This is a genomic window from Ruegeria sp. HKCCA4812 (assembly GCF_013034245.1).
Lineage (GTDB): Bacteria > Pseudomonadota > Alphaproteobacteria > Rhodobacterales > Rhodobacteraceae > Ruegeria.
The window spans coordinates 916,302-938,736 of sequence record NZ_WQFQ01000001.1 but is presented as its reverse complement, the minus strand read 5'-3'; the positions used below and the strand labels follow the sequence as shown (position 1 = coordinate 938,736).

Genomic DNA, 22,435 nt, shown 5'->3' with positions numbered 1-22,435 from the left:
AGTTAATGGCCCCCGGTTCGGCCTCGCAGTATATTCCGGGGCATGATTACAGAGCTTGGCCACTTCGCCCTCATCCTCGCCTTTTTCGTCGCCATCGTGCAAAGCGTGGTGCCTCTGATCGGTGCGTCAAAAAACTGGACCGGCTGGATGGCTTTTGCCGAGCCTGCGGCCATCGTCCAGTTTCTGCTGACTGCATTTTCCTTCGGTGCGCTGATCTGGGCTTTCATCGTGTCGGACTTTTCGCTGCGGATCGTGGTCGAAAACAGTCATTCGGCCAAGCCGATGATCTACAAGATCAGCGGGACGTGGGGAAACCACGAAGGATCGATGCTGCTTTGGGTGCTGATTGTCACGCTGTTCGGAGCGATGGCGGCATTCTTTGGGGGCGGGTTGCCCCCAAGCCTGAAGGCGCGTGTGCTTGCGGTTCAATCTGCCATTGCCGTGGCGTTTTTTGCTTTCATTCTGTTTACCTCGAACCCGTTTGACCGGCTGGCAATTGCGCCGTTTGACGGGCGAGATCTGAACCCGCTGTTGCAGGATCCCGGTTTGGCCTTCCACCCGCCATTTCTGTATCTTGGCTATGTGGGGCTGAGCATGGCGTTCAGTTTTGCCATCGCGGCGCTGATCGAAGGGCGTATCGATGCGGCATGGGGCCGCTGGGTTCGTCCATGGACGCTGGCCGCCTGGGTGTTTTTGACAATCGGCATCGCACTGGGGTCCTGGTGGGCCTATTACGAGCTGGGCTGGGGCGGTTTCTGGTTTTGGGATCCGGTTGAGAACGCCTCTTTCATGCCGTGGCTGCTGGCGGCAGCGCTGCTGCATTCGGCAATCGTTGTTGAAAAGCGCGAGGCGCTGAAAAGCTGGACCATCCTGCTGGCAATCATTGCCTTCGGGTTTTCGCTGATCGGAACATTCATCGTTCGTTCGGGGCTGCTGACTTCGGTTCACGCCTTTGCCAATGACCCGGAACGCGGGGTGTTCATCCTGTTCATTCTTGTGGTTTTCATCGGCGGGGCGCTGACTTTGTTTGCCGCGCGGGCGCAGGCGATGGAGGCCAAGGGTGTTTTCGGCATGGTCAGCCGCGAAAGCGCGCTGATCGTAAACAACGTCCTGCTGGCGGTCAGTTGTTTCGTGGTCTTTGTCGGTACGATGTGGCCGATGGTGGCCGAGATGATGTTTGATCGCAAACTCTCGGTCGGGGCGCCGTTTTTCAACGCTGCATTCTCTCCTTTCATGGTTTTGCTGGGATTGATCCTTCCCATCGGGGCCATGTTGCCGTGGAAACGCGGGCGGATTGGAAAAACGGCCTGGTCGCTGCGCTATGCCTTTGGTCTGGCCTTGGCGATTGCCTTGCTGGTTTGGGCGATGCAGACCGGCCGCAGCGCTTTGGGGCCGGTGGGTCTGTTCCTTGGGGCGTGGATTACATTTGGCGCCATCGTTGATTTGTGGAGCCGTACGGGGCGCAACGGCAGCCTGAAACGCTTGTTCCGCCTGCCAGGTGCGGATTGGGGTAAAGCCGTCGCTCATACCGGGCTGGGTGTTACCATCTTTGCCATTGCAGGCCTGACTGCATGGGAGGACGAGGATATTCGCGTCGCCCAACCCAACCAACCTTTCGAAGTGGCACAGTTCACGCTGACGCTGCAAGATGTCCGTCGGGTCGAGGGGCCGAACTATTTTTCGACCACGGCGGATGTTCTGGTTGAAAAGAATGGTCGTCCGATCGGGACATTGCACCCGGAAAAACGGGATTACCCCGTTGCGCGGATGCCCACGACCGAAGCGGCGATCGATTATCGTTTCCTCGGGGACCTTTACGTCGTGATCGGCGATCAACAGGCAGATGGTGGCTGGGTGATGCGAACCTATATCAAGCCGCTTGCAAACTGGATCTGGGGCGGCTGTATCCTGATGGCGCTTGGCGGTGTCCTGAGCCTGTGTGACAGGCGCTTCCGTGTGGCCGCAGGCGCAAGAAAAACCCCGGTCGGCGGAGTACCTGCGGAATGAAACGCCTTGTTCTGATTCTGATGATGCTCGCAACACCCGTCTTTGCGGTGCAGCCTGACGAGGTTCTGGATGATCCGGTACTGGAACAGCGTGCGCGGGATCTCAGCGCCGGACTGCGTTGCCTCGTGTGCCGCAATGAGAGCATCGACGAAAGCAACGCGGATCTCGCGCGTGATCTGCGCGTGTTGTTGCGGGAACGGTTGGTGGCTGGGGATACGGACGAACAGGCGATCGCGTTTATCGTTGATAGGTATGGCGAATACGTACTTCTGAAACCGACTGCCAGCGGCTCGAACCTGTTTTTGTGGCTGGCCGGGCCAATCATGCTGTTGATCGCTGCCGCGGTTGGGTTGAACTTTCTCCGTACCCGGGCCAAGGCCCGTGCTTCGGTGGACTCTGCCGCGTTGAGTGAGGACGAAAAAGAACGTCTGCGTCAAATTCTTGAAGACTGACGCGTGGTTCTGCTTTTCCCGTCCCGTCCGGGCCAGTAAGTGTGCAAAAACACATGGCGCGACGGGAGGGTTTTCATGAATTACGAAACGGTTGCTCTGGAGATTGCAGACGGTCTGGCGGTTCTGACGCTGAACAGGCCGGACAAGATGAACGCGCTGACCACCCAGATGCGGGCAGAGATTACGCACGCCATGAAAGATGCAGCGATCAAGGCGCGCTGTGTCGTCATCACCGGTTCGGGCCCTGCGTTTTGTTCCGGGCAGGATCTGGGCGATGCGTCTTCAACCGGCAAGATCGATCTGGAACGGTCGCTGCGCGATGAATATGAACCGATGCTGGAGACGATCCACAATTGCCCGGTGCCCACGATTGCCGCGGTGAACGGACCGGCGGCCGGGGCAGGCGCGAACCTTGCCCTTTGTGCCGATGTGGTGATTGCCACCGAAAGCGCCTACTTCCTACAGGCATTTGCCCGTATCGGTCTGCTTCCCGATGCCGGTGGAACATGGTTCATGCCCCGTCAGATGGGGTTGGCCAAAGCAATGGGCGCGGCCTTGTTTGCCGAAAAGATCACGGCAAAGCAGGCGGATGAATGGGGCATGATCTGGGAAGCCGTGCCGGATGACGCTTTCGCCGATCATTGGCGCAAGAGGGCAGAGTATCTGGCAAAAGGCCCCACGGCCGCCTATGGCGCGATCAAGCAAGCCATTCGCCGAACGTATGAAAACACTCTGCAACAGCAGCTTGCGACCGAGGCGCACCTGCAAGGCGAATGTGGCCGTTCGAGGGACTTTGCCGAAGGTGTCGTGGCCTTCATGGAAAAACGCCCTCCGAAATTCGAAGGGCGCTGATCAGGCTGACATCATGCGCGGCGGCGGCGGCGTGTGCGACGTTCCGGTGCCGCATCGTCATCCGTCCCGTCCGAGGCGGATGTGAACGGACCCAGCGCATCAGTGATCTGATCGAGCGTCGGGCGTTCACCACGCGGCGTGCTGTCCAGCGCCTCACGCATCTTGCGCAGGTGGTCGGGCATGGTTCCGCAGCACCCGCCAATGATGGTCGCGCCGGCATCCCGCGCCATGGCGGCATACTGCCCCATCAGTTCGGGCGTTCCGTCATAATGGATGTGACCATCCACGTATTTCGGAATGCCTGCGTTGCCCTTCGAGATCAGCGGGCGTTCAGTGCCTTGCGCGGCAAATCCCAGTACTGTGCGCAGAATGTCGGATGCGCCGGTGCCGCAGTTCGCACCGAAAGCGATGGGAGGATTCGGCAGAGTTTCGACCAGCTGGGCCAGATCGGCCGATGTGACACCCATCATCGTGCGTCCGGCAGTGTCAAAGCTCATTGTGCCGCACCAGGGCATGTCGGTCAGGGCAAAGGCTTCGGCGGCGGCGCGAAACTCTTCGGGGGCGCTGATGGTTTCCACCCACAGAACATCCACCCCACCTTCTTTCAGCGCTTCCGCCTGTTCATGGAACATTTCCACGGCTTCGGCGTGCGACAGGCTGCCGACCGGCTCCATGATTTCACCAGTCGGGCCGACCGATCCTGCAACGACGACAGGTCGTCCGGCCTTGTCGGCGATTTCGCGCCCCAGCTCGGCGCCGATGCGGTTCAGCTCGCCCACGCGGTTGTGCGCGTCATGAAGTTTCAGCCGTGCCGCTGTGCCGCCGAACGTGTTGGTCAGGAACAGATCGCTGCCTGCATCAACCGACCCCTGATACAGAGCCCGGATCTTGTCCGGGGCATCCACGTTCCAGAGTTCGGGAGCGTCACCAGATTGCAGGCCCATGTTGAACAGATTCGTTCCCGTGGCACCATCGGCCAGAATGGCGTCATTGGATTCCAGAAGCTTGCTCAGCGCGTTTGTCATAGGGTTGTTCCAGGAAAAGGCGCAAAACGCCGTTAAAAAAGAGAGACGCCCCGTGTCTCATGACCAAAGCGTCAAATCAAATTCATAAAACTCATGAAGATCATGAGCCGGACGCCCTAGGCTCAGTTGGTCTCGCTCAGGACCTGCGCCTTGGCTTCGGGCAGAAGCTCGGCCATTTTCGCGCGGATTTCCTCGTCCGAGGACAGGTTGCCCAGATCGCCGGAAACCTTGCGAACGACATCTTCGTGCCCGGCTTCCTCGAAGTCGGAAATCACGACCGTTTTTGCATATTCTTCGGCGTCGGCACCGGATTTACCCAGTTTTTCAGCAGCCCACAGACCCAAAAGCTTGTTGCAGCGGGCTTGTGCCTTGAACTGCATCTCTTCATCATGGGCAAACTTGGCTTCAAAGGCGTTTTCGCGTTCGTCGAACGTCGTCATAGGGCAAGGACCTCTTGGATTATGTCTTCTTTCCTGATGATATGACTATACGACGTCCCATGCGCAAGGGATTTGCGCTGCGTCAAAGCCTCTCGGGTACATGAACTTGCGGGAAATGGGTGCTTGGACTATGAGGACGCCAACGTGAGGGGACTCAATCCCTCTGTGCAGAGTGGAAAGGTCGCTTATGGCGCGTCGCAAGAAAATCTATGAAGGCAAGGCCAAGATTCTGTACGAAGGCCCCGAACCGGGCACGATCGTCCAGTATTTCAAGGATGACGCCACCGCCTTCAACGCGGAAAAGAAGGACGTGATCGACGGCAAGGGTGTGCTCAACAACCGCCTGTCGGAATTCTTCATGACCGGCCTGACCCAGATCGGCATTCCGAACCACTTCATTCGCCGCCTGAACATGCGTGAACAGCTGGTTCGCAACTGCGAAATCGTTCCGCTGGAAGTGATCGTGCGCAACTATGCCGCCGGATCGATGTCCAAGCGCTTGGGCATTGCAGAGGGCACGCAACTGCCGCGCCCGATCGTCGAGTACTGCTACAAGGACGATTCGCTGGGTGATCCGCTAGTCACCGAAGAACACATCGCCGCGTTTGGCTGGGCCAGCCAGCAGGACATGGACGATATCCTCAGCCTTGCCTTGCGCGTGAACGATTTCATGAGCGGTGTGATGCTGGCGGTGGGCATTCGTCTGGTCGACTTCAAGATCGAGATCGGCCGCGTGTTTGAAGGCGATTATCAGCGCCTGATCGTTGCTGACGAAATCAGCCCCGACAGCTGCCGCCTGTGGGATATCGAAACCGGTCAGAAACTGGACAAGGACGTGTTCCGCCGTGATTTGGGCAGTTTGACCGACGCCTATTCCGAAGTTGCACGCCGACTGGGTGTCCTGCCCAGCAACAATGTCACCAAGCCGACGCTGATCAACTAGGAACGGCCGGACCACAAGTTTGCCAAAGCGCCGCAACCGTGTTTGCGGCGCTTTTTCGTTCGCGGTTGAAATTGACAGTTTCTCGTTTCCCCAGCATGTTTGCCTCGGGCAGGCACAAAAGGTTCAGGATGGGTGTCAAATGGCGGAACTGTTTGATCAGACAGTATTTCTGAAGTTTCTGGCCGCCGTGCTTGCAATCTTCAATCCGCTTTACAACATCCCCATTTTTCTGAGCATGACCAAGAACTGCACTGCGGCAGAGCGGCGGCACGTTGCGGTTGTTGTCATGATCTCGGTTACCGTCATTGCGCTGACCGCTGTCGTGATCGGGGAAGAGGTGCTTGGGGTTTTTGGCATTGATGTGCCGGCTTTCCGGATTGCCGGAGGGATCATCATTTTCGGAATCGGGATGTCGATGTTGAAGGCCGAGGACCGGCCGCCGGGCGATCAGGCCGCGATGGACGACGGGCACGAGCGGAAACTGAATTTTGCGGTCGTACCGCTGGCGATACCTTTGACCATAGGGCCGGGCACGATTGCCATCACGATCGTTTTTTCGCACCAACTGTCGAACGGCGCCGAAATCGTGACGCTGGGTTCGGCGATCCTGATTGCCTGCGTGATCGTGGGGCTGGGATTGTTGTTCGCAGATCAGATCTCGCGCCTGTTGGGTGAGACAATGATCAACGTCCTGACCCGGATCATGGCCATCCTGCTGGTCGCCGTCGCGGTCGAGATGGTTCTGACTGGCACGTTCCATGCAATTGACGCGCATTACCCGGGATTGGCCAAAGAAGGCGGATAGTTGGATTGCTGCGGCAAACTGCTTTGCAAACAGGGTTGTCGAAAGCCATTTGGCGCGCTATCCCCCGCGCAACGAAATGGGCCTCGGATTGCGGCCCGCAGGTGGAGTTGCCAAAATGAAAGCACGGGTTCATGTGATGCTCAAGAACGGGGTGCTGGACCCGCAGGGCGAAGCGGTTCGGCACGCATTGGGCGCAATGGGCTTTGATCAGGTCGAAGGTGTGCGTCAGGGCAAGGTGATCGACCTTGAACTGGCCGACGGCGCGACCGAAGCAGATGTGACCGAGATGTGCGAAAAGCTTTTGGCCAACACTGTTATCGAACGCTACGAGATCGAACTGGTCTGATGGAATGCGGGCCGCGCGTCTGATCACCTACCGTCAGCCGCTTGAGGTAACGACGATCCCGGATCCCGCACCTGCGGAAGACGGCGTGGTCGTGCGGGTGCTGGCCAGCGGCGTGTGCCGGTCTGACTGGCACGCGTGGTCTGGTTCGGACCCGGACGTCATCCTGCCCATGACGCCAGGGCACGAGTATTGCGGCGAGGTGGTTTCCGTCGGCGCGCGCGTCACCCGGTGGCGTGTCGGAGATCGGGTGATTGCTCCTTTCATTCTGGCCTGTGGCCGGTGTCCGGATTGTGCGCAAGGTCATCAAACGATCTGCGCGGATCAGGTTATGCCGGGGTTCACCTGTGACGGCGCTTTTGCGGAATATGTCGCGGTGGCCCATGCTGACGCGAACCTGACATCCTTGCCGGACAGCATCGCGCCGGACATCGCGGCCGCTTTGGGATGCCGCGTGACGACGTCGTGGCAGGCATTGGTCGGTCGGGCACAGGTTCAGGGCGGTGAATGGATTGCCGTCTTCGGCGGCGGCGGTGTCGGAGTATCCACTTTGCTGCTGGGCAAGGCGCTTGGCGCACGTGTGGTAATTGTCGATATCACGGATGACAAACTGAACTATGCCAAGGCTCTGGGCGCAGATGCGGTGGTCAATGCGGCAACCTGCGACGCGCCCCAGGCGGTGAAGGATATCACCGGTGGCGGTGCCCATGTCGCGATCGAGGCGCTTGGCGTCGAAGCCACGACCGTTTCCGCGATGCGTTCCCTGCGCAAAATGGGGCGCATGGTGCAGATCGGGATGCCTGCCGGGGATCATACCCAGATGGCGTTGCCGATGGATGTGCTTTACTCTGGCCAGCTTTCCGTCTTTGGCACACGCGGAATGCCAAGCTGGCGCTATCCGTCTTTGTTGTCGCTGATCGCAGGTGGTGGAATTGACCTGGGCCCGTTGGTCACGCGAAAAATATCTCTCAACCAGGTGAGCGCCGAGCTTGCCGCCTTTGACCATCCAACCCCTCCGGGCGTTGCGGTCGTCACCGATTTTGTCTCGTAGGAGGGCCCGCCATGCGCGCAGCCGTAATCGTTTTCCCCGGATCAAACTGTGACCGAGACCTCGCGGTCGCTTTTGAGCAGGCCGGTTTTCAGGTCGACATGGTCTGGCACAAAGATGCGGCGCTGCCGGACGGTGTTGATATCGTGGGCGTTCCGGGCGGGTTTTCTTACGGTGACTATCTGCGGTGCGGTGCAATCGCTGCGCAGTCGCCGATCTGCAAGGCCGTGGTCAACCACACCGAACGCGGCGGTTATGCGGTCGGGATCTGCAACGGATTTCAGGTTCTGACAGAAACAGGTATCCTGCCGGGGGCGCTGCTGCGCAATGCCGGGCTGAAATACATCTGCAAGACTGTGGGCCTGAAAGTTGAAACCAGCGACAGCGTCTTTACCGGTGGCTATAACGCAGGCGACGTGATCGGTATTCCGATCGCGCATCACGACGGCAACTATTTCGCGGATGACGCAACGCTGGCGGCGTTGAGAGATCAGGACAGGATCGCATTCACCTATACCGAGAACCCAAACGGCTCGGTCGGTGATATCGCGGGGATCCTTTCCGAAAACCGTCGTGTTCTGGGTATGATGCCGCATCCCGAGCGCGCGGCCGATCAAGGGCATGGCGGCACTGACGGGGCGGCGCTGTTCCGCGCATTGTCAGGTGTGTTTGAAGCGGCGTGACTTGAGGTCACGCGCGCCCGCGCGTAACGTCTGATCATGAACTCGGACGTGCGATCAGGCTGGTCAAAGCTGCTGAAACCGTTTCGCGGCGCCCCGTTGGGGTGGCGGCTGCGGCTGGCTGTTATTGTATTGATGGTGGCAACAATCGCAACGGTTTGGATCACCAACCGCTTGTTGACCGACAGGTTCACCGAATCCACCCGCAACCGGGCCGAGCTTCGCCTTGCGCTGTATTCCGGCAATTTGCTGAGCGAACTGCGCCGCAACTCGATCGTGCCCCAGTTGCTGGCGCGGGACCCGACACTGATTTCGGCGCTGCAATCCAGGGACTATTCGTTATCGACGCAGCGTTTGATTTCGTTCGTTGAGGAAATCGGTGCGGCGTCGTTGATGCTGTTGGATGGTGACGGGCGAACGGTTGCGGCGACGGATCGGAACAGGCTGGGCGAGGCGCACAGGAATATTCCGTATTTTGTGGACGCGATCCGGTCAAATGCGACGATCTTTTCCGTTATTCCCAAGGAGTCCGGCGGATACAGCTTTGTCTATTCGCGCCGGCTTGAAAACAGCGCGGAAATACTGGGCGTGATCGTTGTCGAAGTTGATCTGCAAAAGTTTGAACAGGCATGGGCCGGTATTTCGGATGCGGTGATGGTCACTGACAGCACCGGAACCATCATTCTGTCCACCGAACCGCGCTGGCGGGGTCTGGATGAGGGGGCGGCCCTGCTGCGTCAACCGCCGCAAGGGGCGATCCAGCGGGCCATTCGCGCCACGACCGATTGGACCGCTTTGCCACCTGACGCCTACCTGCAAGGCGAGGCCGTGATGCGTCTGGAGACGCGCATCCCGTTCCGCGGCTGGCAAATGACTTCATTCACGACCTATGCCTCGATCCGCGAGAAAGTGAACAGCGTGCTGGCGCTCGAGATCATGGGCTTTGCGATTCTTCTGGCGCTGGCGTTCTACGCGTTGAGCCGACGCGCGACGCTGCGCATGACCCTGTTTCAGCGCGAGTCGGCAGAGCTTCGCGCATTGAACGCTAGGCTACAGCGGGAAATCGCTGAACGCGAACGGGTTGAAAAGACGTTGGATTTGGCGGAACAGACCCTTGCCCAAAGCTCGAAACTTGCAGCTCTGGGTGAGATGTCAGCGGCGGTCAGTCACGAGCTGAATCAACCTCTGGCTGCAATGAAAACCTATCTGGCCGGCGCCCGTCTGCTGTTGCGTCGAAACCGGCCGGAAGAGGCATTGGCCAGCTTTGGCCGGATCGATGGCCTGATCGAGCGGATGGGGGCGATTACGCGGCAGCTCAAATCTTACGCTCGCAAGGGGGCAGATGCGTTTTCACCTGTAAATCTTGGCGAAGCGCTGGCCTCGGCCTTGTCGATGATGGAGCCACAGCTGCGTCAGCGCCATGTGAAGATCACCCAGATCCTGCCGGAAGAACCGGTGGTGGTGATGGGGGATCGGATGAGGATCGAGCAGGTGATGGTCAACCTCTTGCGCAATGCGCTGGACGCCACCAAATCAGTGGCAGAGCCGGATGTGGAGATCATCCTGGCGGCGGGTGACACGGCTGTACTGACGGTACGCGACAACGGGCATGGGATCGAGGATATCGAGAACCTGTTCGAGCCGTTCTACACCACCAAACAGCCCGGAGACGGGGTGGGCCTGGGGCTTGCCATCTCGTCGGGGATCGTGAACGACCATGGGGGACGGCTGACTGCGCGCAACGGCCAATACGGTGGCGCGGTGTTTGAAATGCAGTTGCCAGCACTGGGAAGCGACGGCCTTGAGGCCGCGGAATAACGAGGAATGACTATGGCACAGGCCATGAAAATCGCCATTGTGGATGACGAACAGGACATGCGCCAATCGATCAGCCAATGGCTTGCTTTGTCCGGGTATGACACGGAAACCTTTGCCAGCGCCGAGGACGCGCTCAAGGTTCTGGGGCCGGATTATCCGGGAATCGTGATCTCGGACATCAAGATGCCAGGAATGGATGGAATTCAGCTTCTGAAAAAGTTGATGGGGGCTGACAGCACCTTGCCGGTGATCATGATCACCGGGCACGGTGACGTGCCGATGGCGGTTGAAGCGATGCGCGTTGGCGCGTTCGACTTCCTTGAAAAACCGTTCAACCCCGATCGAATGTCCGAACTGGCCAAACGCGCCAGCAATGCGCGCCGTCTGACTCTGGACAACCGCGCCTTGCGGCGCGAACTGTCCGGCGGCACCCAGATCATGAACAAGCTGATCGGTGCCAGCCCGGTCATGGAGCGGCTGCGTGAGGATATTCTGGATCTCGGCCAGGCTGACGGCCATGTGTTGATCGACGGTGAAACCGGTACCGGGAAAACGCTTGTGGCTCACGCGCTTCATGCCGTTGGCAGCCGTGCCGGCAAGAAGTTTGTTCTGGTGTCCTGCGCCGCGCTTGAAGAAGACGCACTGGCCAAGCGTCTGTTTGGCCCCATGATGCCCGAAGATGCGCAACTGCCCGCCATCGAAGAGGCGCGTGGCGGCACGCTGGTTCTGGAAGATGTGGAAGCGTTGAGCGATACGTTGCAGGCCAAGCTGCTGAGCGTGATGAACGAGCAGGGCACACCTGCCGAGACCCGGATCGTTGCCATCTCGAACTTGCAGGAGGCGGGCAAGACATCGGAAGACGTGCTGCGCCCGGACCTGTTCTATCGCCTGGCCGCGCTGCGCATCACCATGCCGCCGTTGCGGCAGCGGGGCGAAGATATCCTGACCCTGTTCACCCGTCTCAGCGAGCAGTTTGCCGAAGAATACGGTTGCGACGCACCCCAAGTGAGCGCACAAGAAGCTGCGCAACTGTTGCAGGCCCCTTGGCCCGGCAATGTGCGCCAGTTGATCAATATTGCCGAACGGGCGGTGCTGCAATCGCGCCGTGGTTCGGGCACCATCGCGTCTTTGTTGATGTCCGATCACGAAGAGATGCAGCCGGTGATGACCACCGAGGGCAAGCCGCTGAAGGAATATGTCGAAGCTTTCGAACGAATGCTGATTGATAATACGATGCGCAGGCACAAAGGCTCTATTGCGTCAGTCATGGACGAGCTTTGCCTTCCTCGCCGGACGCTGAACGAGAAGATGGCCAAATACGGCCTTCAGCGTTCGGACTATCTGTAAGCGATGCGATTTGGGGGCTCTGCCCCCGTCGCCTATGGCGCCTCCCCCGGGATATTTTTGGCCAGATGAAGGGGATCCGTTGCGCTGGTTGGTGGCGGAGTGCAGTTTGCCCATTGTCTTTTCCACAGGGTTGCTTTTATTGTGTCGGAACGGGCCGGGCGATTTTGACGCCTGAAAGTCCCGAATCTTTGAGTTTCGCTGCTGATCCGTTGGTGAGGGTCAAGACCTCGCGGTTCAGCAGACCGATTATGCCCCTCAAGGGGCAGTGGAGTACCTGAGCCCGGGATCACTGGGCGAAAGGAATAAATGGGCAGGCTGCGTTCAGACGCGCCTGTCGGAGAAGAACCGCGATGACGCGCGCGCAACGATTGAGAGAACGGGCAGGGGGCCACAGCGCCAGACCCTGCCGCGCGCCGTCTGATATCGCCCTGACAAGACACCTCCCCAAAAGCGCCTGTCCGCCTGGACAGGTCAGGACAACGCGTTTGGCGCGGTGCACCAAGGACAAATGGCTAAGAAAATGCTTATCGATGCCACCCACGCGGAGGAAACCCGCGTCGTGGTGGTTGACGGAAACAAGGTCGAGGAGTTCGATTTTGAATCCGAAAACAAACGCCAGCTTGCCGGCAACATCTATCTTGCAAAAGTAACGCGGGTTGAGCCGTCGCTTCAGGCGGCCTTTGTGGATTATGGCGGGAACCGGCATGGCTTCTTGGCATTCTCTGAAATTCACCCGGATTATTACCAGATCCCCGTCGCCGACCGTGAGGCGTTGATGGAGGAAGAGCGCGCCTATGCCGAGGCCATGAAGGCGCGGGATGAGGCTGAGGAGGCCAAATCCAAGAAGCGGCGGACCCGGTCTCGCGCGAAGGCTGCTGACGTGAAATCGGATGATCCGGTTGAAACGATGGAAGTTTCGACCGAACCAACCGGCATGGAAACCATCGATCTGGACGAGGGTGAAGAAGCAAATGTTGATGTTCCGGAAGGAACGTCGCCGATGGAAGTCGTCGCTGAAACTCCGGTAGAGGAGCCGGTTGACGATGACGCGCCGGCCACTGAAGAAGCAACCGAAACCGCATCGGATGAGGCAGCACTAGACGACGTTGCCGAGGAAGCCACTGAACAGGCTGTCGAGGTGTCGGACGACGACGCGGAGGATCAGGCCGAAGAGCCAGTGGAAGCCGTTGAAGACATTCAATCGGAAGGGGATGAAGCCCAATCCGAGCCGGAGCAAGCAGAAGAACCTGTTGAAGCTGCGGATGATGAACAAGACCCTGATGAGGACGCTGACGAAACCAAAAGCACAGACGCTGCATCAAAAGACGCATCGATTGAATCGGTTGCTGATGATGATGACAGTGAAGACATTCGTCCGCCGCGCAAACCGCGTCCGCGCCGCTACAAAATTCAGGAAGTCATCAAAGTACGTCAGGTTCTGCTGGTGCAGGTTGTCAAGGAAGAGCGCGGAAACAAGGGTGCTGCGCTAACGACCTATCTTTCGCTGGCAGGACGGTATTGCGTTCTGATGCCCAATACCGCACGTGGCGGTGGCATCAGCCGCAAGATTACCAATGCGGCGGACAGGAAAAAGCTGAAAGAAATCGCAACGGATATCGATGTGCCGACTGGGGCAGGTTTGATCATTCGAACCGCCGGAGCCAAGCGAACAAAATCCGAGATCAAGCGCGACTATGAGTACCTCCAGCGTTTGTGGGAGCAGATCCGGGCGCTGACACTGGAATCCATCGCGCCGGCAAAGATCTATGAAGAAGGCGATCTGATCAAACGGTCGATCCGAGATCTTTACAACCGTGATATCGACGAGGTCTTGGTCGAAGGCGAGGGCGGGTACCGCATCGCCAAGGACTTCATGAAGATGATCATGCCGTCGCACGCCAAGAACGTGAAACGGTACGAAGATGCGCTGCCTCTGTTCGCGCGCTATCAGGTGGAAAGCTATCTGGCCGGGATGTTCAATCCTACCGTACAGCTGAAATCCGGTGGCTATATCGTAATCGGCGTGACGGAAGCACTGGTGGCGATCGACGTGAACTCGGGCCGTGCCACCAAGGAAGGTTCGATCGAGGAAACCGCACTCAAGACCAACCTCGAGGCCGCTGAAGAGGTTGCACGTCAGCTGCGCCTGCGCGATCTCGCCGGTCTGATCGTCATCGACTTTATCGACATGGACGAGCGCAAGAACAACTCGGCTGTCGAAAAGCGTTTGAAAGACAAACTGAAAACGGACCGCGCCCGCATTCAGGTTGGTCGTATTTCAGGTTTTGGTCTGCTGGAGATGAGCCGTCAGCGTCTGCGCCCCGGCATGATCGAGGCAACGACACAGCCGTGCCCGGCCTGTCACGGCACCGGTCTGATCCGCTCAGACGACAACATGGCCTTGTCGATCCTGCGTCAAATCGAAGAAGAAGGTACCCGCCGCCGTTCACGCGAAGTCCTGGTGCGCTGCCCTGTCAGCATCGCCAACTTCCTGATGAACCAGAAGCGAGAGCATATTGCGCAGATCGAGGCGCGTTATGGGCTTTCAGTGAGGATCGAAGGGGATATCCATCTGGTCAGCCCGGACTTCTCGATGGAGAAGTTCAAGACGGCCAGCCGGATTGTTCCCGAGGCCACGGCGCCTGTTGTTTCTGTCGATGCGTCGCTGATGGATCTTGTCGATTCATCGGACGCGGAAGAGGCCGAAGAGGAAATCGCTCAGACCGAAGAAGAGGCAAAGCCCAAGCGCAAGCGCCGTCGTCGTCGTCGCAAGAAAGGCACGGGCAATGGCGACACGCCAGAGCAGGCCGCGGAAGAGGGTGACGCGCCAGCACAAGAAGACGCAGAGAGCGATACGCCTGACGTCGAAAACGCTGAGCCGGCTGAAGCTGAGGCTTCGGAGGAAGAAAAACCGGCAAAGCCCAAGCGCAAACGTGCCCCGCGCCGTCGCAAGAAAGATGCGGTTGCCGAAGAAGTTGTGGATCAGCCTGAAGAGCGATCTTCCACGACGGCCGACGCTGCAACGGAAGAGCCGGCAGCCGAGGAAACCGGCGAGAGCATCGCGGGCGAAAGCGCCGAGGTAGCGGCAGAGCCGGTTGAGGAGGCCGCTGAACCAGCCGAAGCCCAGGCTGACGCTCCTCCGTCGGAAGAGCAACCTGCAAACGGTGTGGATGCGGCACAAGCGGTTGAAGAAGCGGATGAGGCGGAAAAGCAATCTGCGGAAGCCTTAGAAGCCGCTGACGTTGCAGAAACCGAAGATCCTGCCGAAGCCGGGCCAGCGGAAGCAACGCCCGAGCCGGTGCTTGAAAGCGTGGCGGAAGAGCCTGAACCCGTACCCGCCAAGCCCAAACGACGCGGTTGGTGGTCGCTGGGAAGTTAATGAAAAAGGCGGGCTGATCGGCCCGCCTTTTTTTGACCTGCAACGAAGGTCAGCTGGATTTTTGGATCAGATAGATCTGATGTGCGCCGTCAGTGTCCTGCGAAAGCAGTGTATGCCCGGCCTCGGCACAAAAATGCGGAACATCCACGATGGCCGCAGGATCATCGGCCAGCACCCGTAGAACGGCACCCTCCGGCATGGATTTCAGTCGTTTGCGGGCTTTCAGGACGGGCAAGGGGCACAACAGGCCCAAAGCGTCCAGGGTATCTGTAATCTCTGACATGATTTTCGGGATAGGGCGCAGTTGTAATATTGTCCAGATTCCGAGCACGAGGATGTGACTGTTTGGCCCCGTGACGGATCGCTCTTCATCACATATGTGCAGAAACATGTTCGGAATCGAAATCATAGACGCGGGACTGCTGCCCGCCATGTTCGTCGCGCTGCTCGGTGGCCTGATCAGCTTTCTGTCGCCTTGCGTATTGCCAATCGTACCGCCTTATCTGGCGTATATGAGCGGCGTTACCATACACGAGATGCAGGACGAGGCCCGCGCGCGGCGCAAGGCGACCATGTCGGCGCTGTTCTTTGTCATGGGCCTGTCGACCGTGTTTCTTCTGCTTGGCTTTACCGCATCGGCCTTTGGCGCGTTTGTGCTGCAAAATCAGGTGCTGTTCGCCAAGTTGTCCGGTGCCGTTGTCATCGTCTTTGGCCTTCACTTTCTGAATGTCTTCCGGATTCCTTTTCTGGATCGCGAAGCACGGATTGAAACCGGTGATTCCGGTGGGTCGGTCTTTGGCGCTTACATCCTTGGCCTGGCTTTTGCATTCGGCTGGACCCCGTGCATTGGTCCTCAACTGGGTGCGATCCTGTCACTGGCAGCCAACGAAGCGTCTGTCGCGCGTGGCACGTTTCTACTGGGGGTTTACGCTGCGGGTTTGGGTATTCCGTTCCTGTTGGCGGCCATGTTCCTGAATCGCTCCATGACCGTGATGAACCGGATCAAACCGTATATGGGCACGATCGAAAAGATCATGGGCGGGCTGTTGCTGTTTGTGGGCATCATGCTGATAACCGGGCTTTTCACCCGTTTCAGCTGGTGGTTGCTGGAGACTTTTCCGGCGCTGGCAAGTTTCGGGTGATCAACTGACCCTCTTACCTTGGCTTCAAGCCTGCGTTAACCTGCGCATCAGAAGGTAAGGGCATGAGCAGTCACACAAATCAGCCGCAGGTGCGCAGACGTCGGGTGTTCTATATACCCGGCTATGATCCGATGCCGCCCCGGCGATATCGCGAGCTATATCGCAGTGAATCGCAGAAGCAGGCCCGGATCTCGGGGTACGAGATCGCCATATCCCCAAAGACAACGGAGGGACGTTTCGGCTGGCGTGTGACCTCGGAACAAGATGGGTTGACTGTTGAAACGGAATTCGAGGTTCTGGTGTGGTCCGACATCGTGCGCGACAGCATGTCGGTCTCGATCCCGGCGACCTTTTGGCAATTGGCCCGCACGGCGTGGATTTACACATCAACCGGTACGTTGTGGCGTCTGATGCGATTGCGCAAGGGCCCGGTGATCGCTGCGTTGTATCCAGTGGCGATGTTGGTGTCTCAGCTGCTGATCGCGCTTGCGTTGGCATGGGCGTGCATAGCCATGGCTGGTTGGTGGGGGGTATTCCCCGGAGCGGCCATCGCCGTCGCGTTACTGCTGTGGTTTCGCAAGGTCGATAACCGGTTGTTTGCGTATTACCTGATGCATGATTACGCCTATTCAGCGCAGTTGAGCGGGCAAATGCCGGTCGAGCTACGGGAAAGGTTGTCTTCGTTTCGTGAAGCGATCCAAGACGCGTTGAATTCCGATGTGGATGAGGTGCTGGTCGTTGGCCACAGCTCGGGCGCGCATCTGGGGGTGTCTGTTCTGGCCGAGCTGGTCCGAAAAACGAAAGTGCACGAGCAAGGCGCGGTGCTGTCGTTTCTAAGTCTGGGACAGGTGGTTCCCATGGTCTCGTTTCTGCCCCAGGCACACGATTTGCGGTTCGATCTGCATTTCCTGTCCACACGGTCCGAGCTCAGCTGGATCGATGTCTCGGCCCCCGGTGATGGCTGCGCCTTTGCGCTTTGCGATCCGGTTGCGGTCACCGGGGTGGCCGATGCTGATAAACGCTGGCCGCTGGTCCTGTCGGCGGCTTTTTCGCAAACCTTGTCTCCGGAACGCTGGAAAGCTTTGCGATGGCGGTTTTTTCGCCTTCATTTTCAGTATCTTTGCGCCTTCGACAAGCCGGAAAGCTATGATTATTTCCGGACAACGGCTGGCCCGTTGACGCTGGGGCAAAGGTTTGCGGATCGTGAGGCTTCGCGCAGCCGCATCGAGACGCCTGTTTCCAAGTTCACCTCGGTACAGCCATGACCATGACCCCGCCCAAGCCAGACCCGCGCCCCGAGAAGGTTTCGTTGCTGCGCTATGTGAAACTGTTCAGACAAGACCTGCTGTCGGCGCAGCCAGCCCGGCTGTATCGCGCGTGGATGGCAGAATTCAAAACTCCGTTCTTCCGGTCGTTTCTGATCAATCAACCGGATCTGGTTCAAACGGTCCTCAAGAAACGGGCTGACGATTTCCCCAAATCCGGCAGGATCAGCGAAGGCCTGCGACCGTTGCTTGGCAATTCGGTGTTTCTGACCAATGGCGAGACCTGGAAACGACAGCGGCGGATTATCGATCCCGCGTTCGAAGGGGGGCGTCTGAAGGATACATTCCCGGCCATGCTGGCCGCTGCCGAGGCGTGTGTGGAACGGCTGCGGCCTCATGTCGGCGGGGAACTCGAATTCGAAGAACAGACAAGCCATGCGGCCGCGGATGTGATATTTCGCACCCTGTTTTCCGTTCCTATCGACAACGCTATCGCCAGCCGGGTGTTCGAAAAGTTCCGGGCCTATCAACGCGCGCAACCTTTGCTGAATCTGGCAGCTTTTGTTCCCTTGCCAAAGTGGCTGCCCCGGTTTCATTTCGGGGCGACCAAACAAAACGCGCGGGATATCAGGGCGCTGATTGCCGAACTGACCAGAACACGCGCAAAGGCCATCAAGGACGGAACGGCACCTGATGATCTTGCGACAAAGATCATGACGACGGCTGATCCCGAAACCGGGCAGTTCTTCGACCCCGAGGAAATGGTTGATCAGGTGGCGATCTTTTTTCTTGCCGGGCATGAGACCAGCGCGTCAGCCTTGGCCTGGACGCTGTACCTGATGGCCCTTTACCCGGAATGGCAGCAGAAGGTTGCAGAGGAGGCCGCTGCTCTGGATGATCCTTCATTTGCCTCTGTTTCAAAACTTCGGATCAGCCGGGATGTGTTCCGCGAAGCGCTGCGCCTTTATCCTCCGGTGCCCATGATGGTCCGCGAGACCACGTGCCCCGAACGGTTCCGTAACCGGGATGTGCCGGTTGGCGCGCAGATCGTGATCAGCCCGTGGCATTTGCACCGTCAGGCGCGTTTGTGGGACGATCCGGACGGTTTTGATCCCAACCGTTGGGGCACGGAAAACGGCAAGCGGTGCCAGCGCGACGCTTACATCCCGTTCTCAGTAGGCCCTCGAGTGTGCACCGGGGCCGGGTTTGCAATGGTCGAAGGGCCGCTGATCCTGTCGATGCTCTTGCGCCGCTACCGGTTCGAAACAATCCCGGGAAAAACACCTGTTCCGGTCGCTCACCTGACGGTTCGATCCAAAGATGGCATATGGTTAGGCCTGTTTGAGCGCTAACAACCTACCATCGGTTCACGCCCTGTTGTATGCGGGGAAGAACATCGGAATCATCATTGAACGGGAAAACAATATGTCCAAAGCAGAACAGCGCGCGCAGATGATCAACGGCACGGGCTTTATCGCGGCACTGGATCAAAGCGGCGGATCAACCCCGAAAGCGCTTGCGTTGTATGGCGTCGAGGCATCCGACTACAGCTCGGAGGAAGAGATGTTCGGTGAAATCCAGAAGATGCGTGCCCGCATCATTCTGGCCGACGATTTCACAAAGGACAAAGTGATTGGCGCAATCCTGTTCGAACGTACCCTGGGCGAAGAGATCGAAGGCCGCAAGGTTGCCGATTACCTTTGGTCGGTCAAAGGTATCGTTCCTTTCCTGAAGATCGACAAAGGCCTGGAAGACCAGGCAAATGGCGTTCAGATGATGAAACCGATCCCCGGTCTGGCCGAGACCCTGGCCAAGGCCGATGGTGTGTTCGGAACCAAGGAGCGCTCGGTCATTCACGAAGCGAATGCCGATGGCATCGCGGCGGTGGTTGCCCAACAGTTCGACGTCGCCCGCGAAGTCACCGATGCCGGTATGGTTCCGATCGTGGAGCCCGAAGTGAACATCCATTCGGAAACCAAGGCCGAGGCGGAAGACATCCTGAAGGCTGAAATTCTCAAGAACCTCGATCAACTGGCCGAAGGCCAGGAAGTGATGCTGAAGCTGACGATCCCGACAAAGGCAAACTTGTATGACGCGCTGGCTGACCACCCGCGGCTCTTGCGCGTTGTGGCCCTGTCGGGCGGTTATTCGACGGAAGAAGCCTGTGATCTGCTGGGCCGGAACGGCAAGATGATTGCATCCTTCTCGCGGGCCTTGACCGAAGGTCTGTCAAAACAGCAGTCAGATGCCGAATTCAACGCGGCCCTGGGTGCCAACATCGATAAGATATTCAAAGCCTCCGTCTAACCTTTCAGGCAGGTTTGTTGAAAGAGCGGCGCATCTGTGCCGCTTTTTTTCTGCCGATGCAGGTCTCGGCATGATCATTGACCAGCCCCATGGCCTGCATGAACGCAAACACGGTTGTAGGGCCAACAAACTTCCATCCCCGTTTCTTGAGATCTTTCGACATGGCCACCGACTCGGGCGATGTGGACGCTGTTTGCGGAGGCGGAGGCGTTTCAGCCTCGTAACGCCAGACATAGGCCGCCAGAGATCCTTCGGCCGCCACAAGGTCCTGCGCGCAACGCGCATTGTTGATCACCGCTTCAATTTTTCCGCGATGACGGATGATCCCGGAATCCTGTAGCAGGCGTTCCACATCTGCATCAGAAAACGTGGCCATCCTGTTGAAATCAAACCCGCAAAACGCCTTCCTAAAGTTTTCGCGCTTGTTCAGGATCGTTCGCCAGCTAAGACCTGACTGAAAGCTCTCGAGGCATAGTTTTTCAAACAGCCGTTGGTCGTCGCCGACAGGGTAACCCCATTCATTGTCGTGATATTCAAAGAATTCGGGCGCGGCCTGACACCATGCGCATCTTTGCCGCCCATCCGGCCCGGTAATGGTGTCGCTCATGGTTGTACCCTTTTTGTTCCCACTCACGTTACACGTCGAGGCGAGGGCGTGACAAGTCTCAATCAGGGTTTCGGAACCAGTTCAGCACAAAGACGCGTATGGCCGATGCAAGACCCGTTTCCGGGTCGCGGGCGACATCAATTTCAGCCGCCAAGGCATTGATTGGCTTGCCTTGTTCCTGGGCGATCTCGCGAAAAGCACGCCAGAATTCATCCTCGAGTGATACCGAGGTTCGGTGTCCTTTCAGGGTCAGAGAGCGTTTGACAGGACGGCCGCTCATTCGTCCAGCTCATGATTGTCGAGGTCGCGCTTTTGTTTTTTCTGTTGAAGCTTCACGACTTCTTTTTCAGCTTTTGTACGCCCAAACGCGACGGCGTTCCGGTCAGCGCGGGCCTTTCTTTCGGCCCGCGCTTTTTCCTTTCGATACCGGTTCAGATTGACCGGCTTGCCCATCAGTCTTTTGGGCCGATCATCTGTTCGGGGCGGACGACGGCGTCAAAGGTCGCTTCGTCCACAAAGCCCAGCGCGATGGCTTCTTCCTTGAGCGTGGTACCGTTCTTGTGGGCGGTTTTCGCAACGGTGGTCGCATTGTCATAACCGATGGTGGGGGCAAGCGCCGTGACCAGCATCAGTGATTCCTTCATCAGCTTGTCGATGCGCGGTTCGTTCGCTTTGATGCCCAACAGCATCCGCTCGGTAAAGCTGTCGGTGGCATCCCCCAACAGCTGGATCGATTGCAGCAGGTTGTAGGACATCATCGGATTGTAGACGTTCAATTCGAAATGCCCTTGCGACCCTGCAAAATTCATCGCCGCGTTGTTGCCCATCACATGCGCGGCAACCTGCGTCAGCGCTTCGGCCTGCGTCGGGTTTACCTTGCCGGGCATGATCGACGAGCCGGGCTCATTTTCCGGCAGAATCAGCTCACCCAGGCCGGAACGAGGCCCGGAGCCCAGGAAACGAATGTCGTTTGCAATCTTGTAGCAGCTGCCGGCAATCGTCGCCAAAGCGCCCGAAAGGAAGACCATGGCATCATGGGCAGCCAGCGCTTCAAACTTGTTCGGCGCCGTCACGAAGGGCAGGTCGGCGATCTGGGCCATATGGCCTGCGACGGCTTTGTCCCAGCCGTGCTGGGTGTTCAGGCCGGTGCCAACGGCCGTTCCGCCCTGGGCCAGTTCATAAATCCCCGGCATCGCCGCATGTACGCGTGCGATTCCCTGACGAATCTGGTGGGCATAGCCACTGAACTCCTGACCCAAGGTCAGCGGTGTCGCGTCCTGTGTATGGGTTCGGCCGATCTTGATGATGTCCTTGAATTCCTCGGCCTTCTGCTCGAGCCCGGACGCCAGTTTTTCAAGACCGGGAAGCAGCACGTCGCGTACGCTCATCGCTGTTGCGATATGCATGGCGGTTGGGAAAGTATCGTTCGACGATTGCCCCATGTTGCAGTGGTCATTCGGGTGTACCGGGTCTTTGGATCCGATCTTGCCGCCCAGAATCTCGATGGCTCGGTTGGCGATGACCTCGTTCGCATTCATGTTCGACTGGGTGCCCGAACCCGTCTGCCACACGACCAACGGAAAGTTGTCGTCGAACTTGCCCTCGATCACCTCGCCTGCGGCCTGAATGATCGCATCGGCTATCTTTGCGTCCAGCTTGCCCGTTGCCTTGTTTTCCATGGCGCAGGCTTTCTTGATTACGCCCAGCGCGCGCACGATGGCGACCGGCTGTTTTTCCCAGCCGATGGGAAAATTCATGATCGAGCGCTGCGTTTGGGCGCCCCAATACTTGTCGGCAGGAACCTCGAGCGGGCCAAAGCTGTCGGATTCTGTGCGGGTTTGAGACATCGGTCACTCCGTCTGGTATGCAGTTGTATGCCGTTTAGCCGCAGCCACGCCGTGACGCAATCGGCCAGTTGCGCGCACCTTAAACTTAAGGGCGTCAAAGGTATAGGCGCGGGGTGCGTCACTTTAAT

The 22,435-nt window shown here is 58.4% G+C and carries 22 protein-coding genes; 15 read left to right on the top strand and 7 right to left on the bottom strand.

What is annotated here, in order from left to right:
• Positions 1–42: 42 nt before the first annotated feature.
• The 3 genes from GOW04_RS04730 to GOW04_RS04720 all read left to right on the top strand — a co-directional run bounded on the left by GOW04_RS04730 (position 43) and on the right by GOW04_RS04720 (position 3,311).
• The gene (locus GOW04_RS04730; RefSeq protein ID WP_171231688.1) at positions 43–2,007 is read left to right on the top strand and encodes a heme lyase CcmF/NrfE family subunit; all 1,965 of its coding nucleotides are present in this window, start codon (positions 43–45) and stop codon (positions 2,005–2,007) included.
• Positions 2,004–2,459, top strand: a complete 456-nt coding sequence (locus GOW04_RS04725; RefSeq protein WP_171116069.1) for a cytochrome c-type biogenesis protein — start codon at positions 2,004–2,006, stop codon at positions 2,457–2,459. The genes GOW04_RS04730 and GOW04_RS04725 overlap by 4 nt, the downstream gene beginning before the upstream one ends.
• 75 nt (positions 2,460–2,534) lie before the next feature.
• On the top strand, positions 2,535–3,311 hold the full coding sequence (locus GOW04_RS04720) for an enoyl-CoA hydratase-related protein (protein ID WP_171116067.1): 777 nt from the start codon (positions 2,535–2,537) through the stop codon (positions 3,309–3,311).
• An 11-nt stretch (positions 3,312–3,322) separates the two neighbouring features.
• On the opposite strand, the gene bmt is transcribed toward GOW04_RS04720, so the two are convergent.
• Together bmt and GOW04_RS04710 are read right to left on the bottom strand one after the other, a co-directional pair.
• Complete coding sequence (gene bmt / locus GOW04_RS04715) at positions 3,323–4,336, bottom strand: betaine--homocysteine S-methyltransferase (protein WP_171204712.1); 1,014 nt, start codon at positions 4,334–4,336, stop codon at positions 3,323–3,325.
• A 122-nt stretch (positions 4,337–4,458) separates the two neighbouring features.
• Positions 4,459–4,776 (bottom strand): DUF1476 domain-containing protein, encoded by a 318-nt coding sequence (locus GOW04_RS04710; protein WP_152457893.1) that lies wholly within the window; start codon positions 4,774–4,776, stop codon positions 4,459–4,461.
• A gap of 187 nt (positions 4,777–4,963) precedes the next feature.
• Here GOW04_RS04710 and purC point away from each other — a divergent pair, with 187 nt between their 5' ends.
• The 8 genes from purC to GOW04_RS04670 all read left to right on the top strand — a co-directional run bounded on the left by purC (position 4,964) and on the right by GOW04_RS04670 (position 15,139).
• Positions 4,964–5,719 (top strand): phosphoribosylaminoimidazolesuccinocarboxamide synthase, encoded by a 756-nt coding sequence (gene purC / locus GOW04_RS04705; RefSeq protein ID WP_117869044.1) that lies wholly within the window; start codon positions 4,964–4,966, stop codon positions 5,717–5,719.
• 139 nt (positions 5,720–5,858) lie between these two features.
• Positions 5,859–6,524 carry a MarC family protein gene (locus tag GOW04_RS04700; RefSeq protein WP_171228698.1) on the top strand — a complete coding sequence of 222 codons (666 nt, stop codon included), beginning with the start codon at positions 5,859–5,861 and terminating at the stop codon, positions 6,522–6,524.
• 115 nt (positions 6,525–6,639) lie between these two features.
• A complete protein-coding gene (gene purS / locus GOW04_RS04695; protein ID WP_117872765.1) occupies positions 6,640–6,870 on the top strand; it encodes a phosphoribosylformylglycinamidine synthase subunit PurS in 231 nt (76 codons plus the stop codon).
• A gap of 4 nt (positions 6,871–6,874) precedes the next feature.
• Complete coding sequence (locus tag GOW04_RS04690) at positions 6,875–7,918, top strand: zinc-dependent alcohol dehydrogenase family protein (RefSeq protein ID WP_171231687.1); 1,044 nt, start codon at positions 6,875–6,877, stop codon at positions 7,916–7,918.
• A gap of 11 nt (positions 7,919–7,929) precedes the next feature.
• On the top strand, positions 7,930–8,598 hold the full coding sequence (gene purQ / locus GOW04_RS04685; RefSeq protein WP_171116059.1) for a phosphoribosylformylglycinamidine synthase subunit PurQ: 669 nt from the start codon (positions 7,930–7,932) through the stop codon (positions 8,596–8,598).
• 132 nt (positions 8,599–8,730) lie between these two features.
• Positions 8,731–10,413 (top strand): ATP-binding protein, encoded by a 1,683-nt coding sequence (locus GOW04_RS04680; RefSeq protein ID WP_371807735.1) that lies wholly within the window; start codon positions 8,731–8,733, stop codon positions 10,411–10,413.
• A gap of 12 nt (positions 10,414–10,425) precedes the next feature.
• The gene (locus GOW04_RS04675; RefSeq protein WP_050603452.1) at positions 10,426–11,760 is read left to right on the top strand and encodes a sigma-54 dependent transcriptional regulator; all 1,335 of its coding nucleotides are present in this window, start codon (positions 10,426–10,428) and stop codon (positions 11,758–11,760) included.
• A 508-nt stretch (positions 11,761–12,268) separates the two neighbouring features.
• Complete coding sequence (locus tag GOW04_RS04670; protein WP_171231686.1) at positions 12,269–15,139, top strand: ribonuclease E/G; 2,871 nt, start codon at positions 12,269–12,271, stop codon at positions 15,137–15,139.
• Between the two features lie 49 nt (positions 15,140–15,188).
• Here GOW04_RS04670 and GOW04_RS04665 read toward each other — a convergent pair whose 3' ends face one another.
• Positions 15,189–15,422, bottom strand: coding sequence for a sulfurtransferase TusA family protein (locus tag GOW04_RS04665; protein WP_152457900.1), 234 nt, complete (start codon positions 15,420–15,422; stop codon positions 15,189–15,191).
• A 106-nt stretch (positions 15,423–15,528) separates the two neighbouring features.
• Here GOW04_RS04665 and GOW04_RS04660 point away from each other — a divergent pair, with 106 nt between their 5' ends.
• The 4 genes from GOW04_RS04660 to GOW04_RS04645 all read left to right on the top strand — a co-directional run bounded on the left by GOW04_RS04660 (position 15,529) and on the right by GOW04_RS04645 (position 19,853).
• Positions 15,529–16,281: a cytochrome c biogenesis CcdA family protein gene (locus GOW04_RS04660; RefSeq protein ID WP_171228704.1), complete on the top strand. Its 753-nt coding sequence runs from the start codon at positions 15,529–15,531 to the stop codon at positions 16,279–16,281.
• 62 nt (positions 16,282–16,343) lie between these two features.
• Positions 16,344–17,546: a hypothetical protein gene (locus GOW04_RS04655; protein WP_171231685.1), complete on the top strand. Its 1,203-nt coding sequence runs from the start codon at positions 16,344–16,346 to the stop codon at positions 17,544–17,546.
• Between the two features lie 2 nt (positions 17,547–17,548).
• The gene (locus GOW04_RS04650) at positions 17,549–18,898 is read left to right on the top strand and encodes a cytochrome P450 (protein ID WP_171231684.1); all 1,350 of its coding nucleotides are present in this window, start codon (positions 17,549–17,551) and stop codon (positions 18,896–18,898) included.
• Between the two features lie 73 nt (positions 18,899–18,971).
• Positions 18,972–19,853 carry a fructose bisphosphate aldolase gene (locus tag GOW04_RS04645; RefSeq protein WP_171231683.1) on the top strand — a complete coding sequence of 294 codons (882 nt, stop codon included), beginning with the start codon at positions 18,972–18,974 and terminating at the stop codon, positions 19,851–19,853.
• Positions 19,854–19,857: 4 nt separating this feature from the next.
• Here the strand turns inward: GOW04_RS04645 and GOW04_RS04640 are convergent, their stop codons facing one another.
• From GOW04_RS04640 to fumC, 4 genes are read right to left on the bottom strand one after another with little or no spacing between them, the layout of a single operon-like run.
• Positions 19,858–20,460 carry a DNA-3-methyladenine glycosylase I gene (locus GOW04_RS04640; RefSeq protein WP_171231682.1) on the bottom strand — a complete coding sequence of 201 codons (603 nt, stop codon included), beginning with the start codon at positions 20,458–20,460 and terminating at the stop codon, positions 19,858–19,860.
• Between the two features lie 58 nt (positions 20,461–20,518).
• Positions 20,519–20,740, bottom strand: a complete 222-nt coding sequence (locus tag GOW04_RS04635; RefSeq protein WP_171231681.1) for a ribbon-helix-helix domain-containing protein — start codon at positions 20,738–20,740, stop codon at positions 20,519–20,521.
• Positions 20,737–20,913, bottom strand: coding sequence for a DUF4169 family protein (locus tag GOW04_RS04630; protein WP_171231680.1), 177 nt, complete (start codon positions 20,911–20,913; stop codon positions 20,737–20,739). Before GOW04_RS04630 ends, GOW04_RS04635 begins: the two co-directional genes overlap by 4 nt.
• A complete protein-coding gene (gene fumC / locus GOW04_RS04625) occupies positions 20,913–22,307 on the bottom strand; it encodes a class II fumarate hydratase (protein WP_171231679.1) in 1,395 nt (464 codons plus the stop codon). Before fumC ends, GOW04_RS04630 begins: the two co-directional genes overlap by 1 nt.
• Between the last annotated feature and the right edge of the window lie 128 nt (positions 22,308–22,435).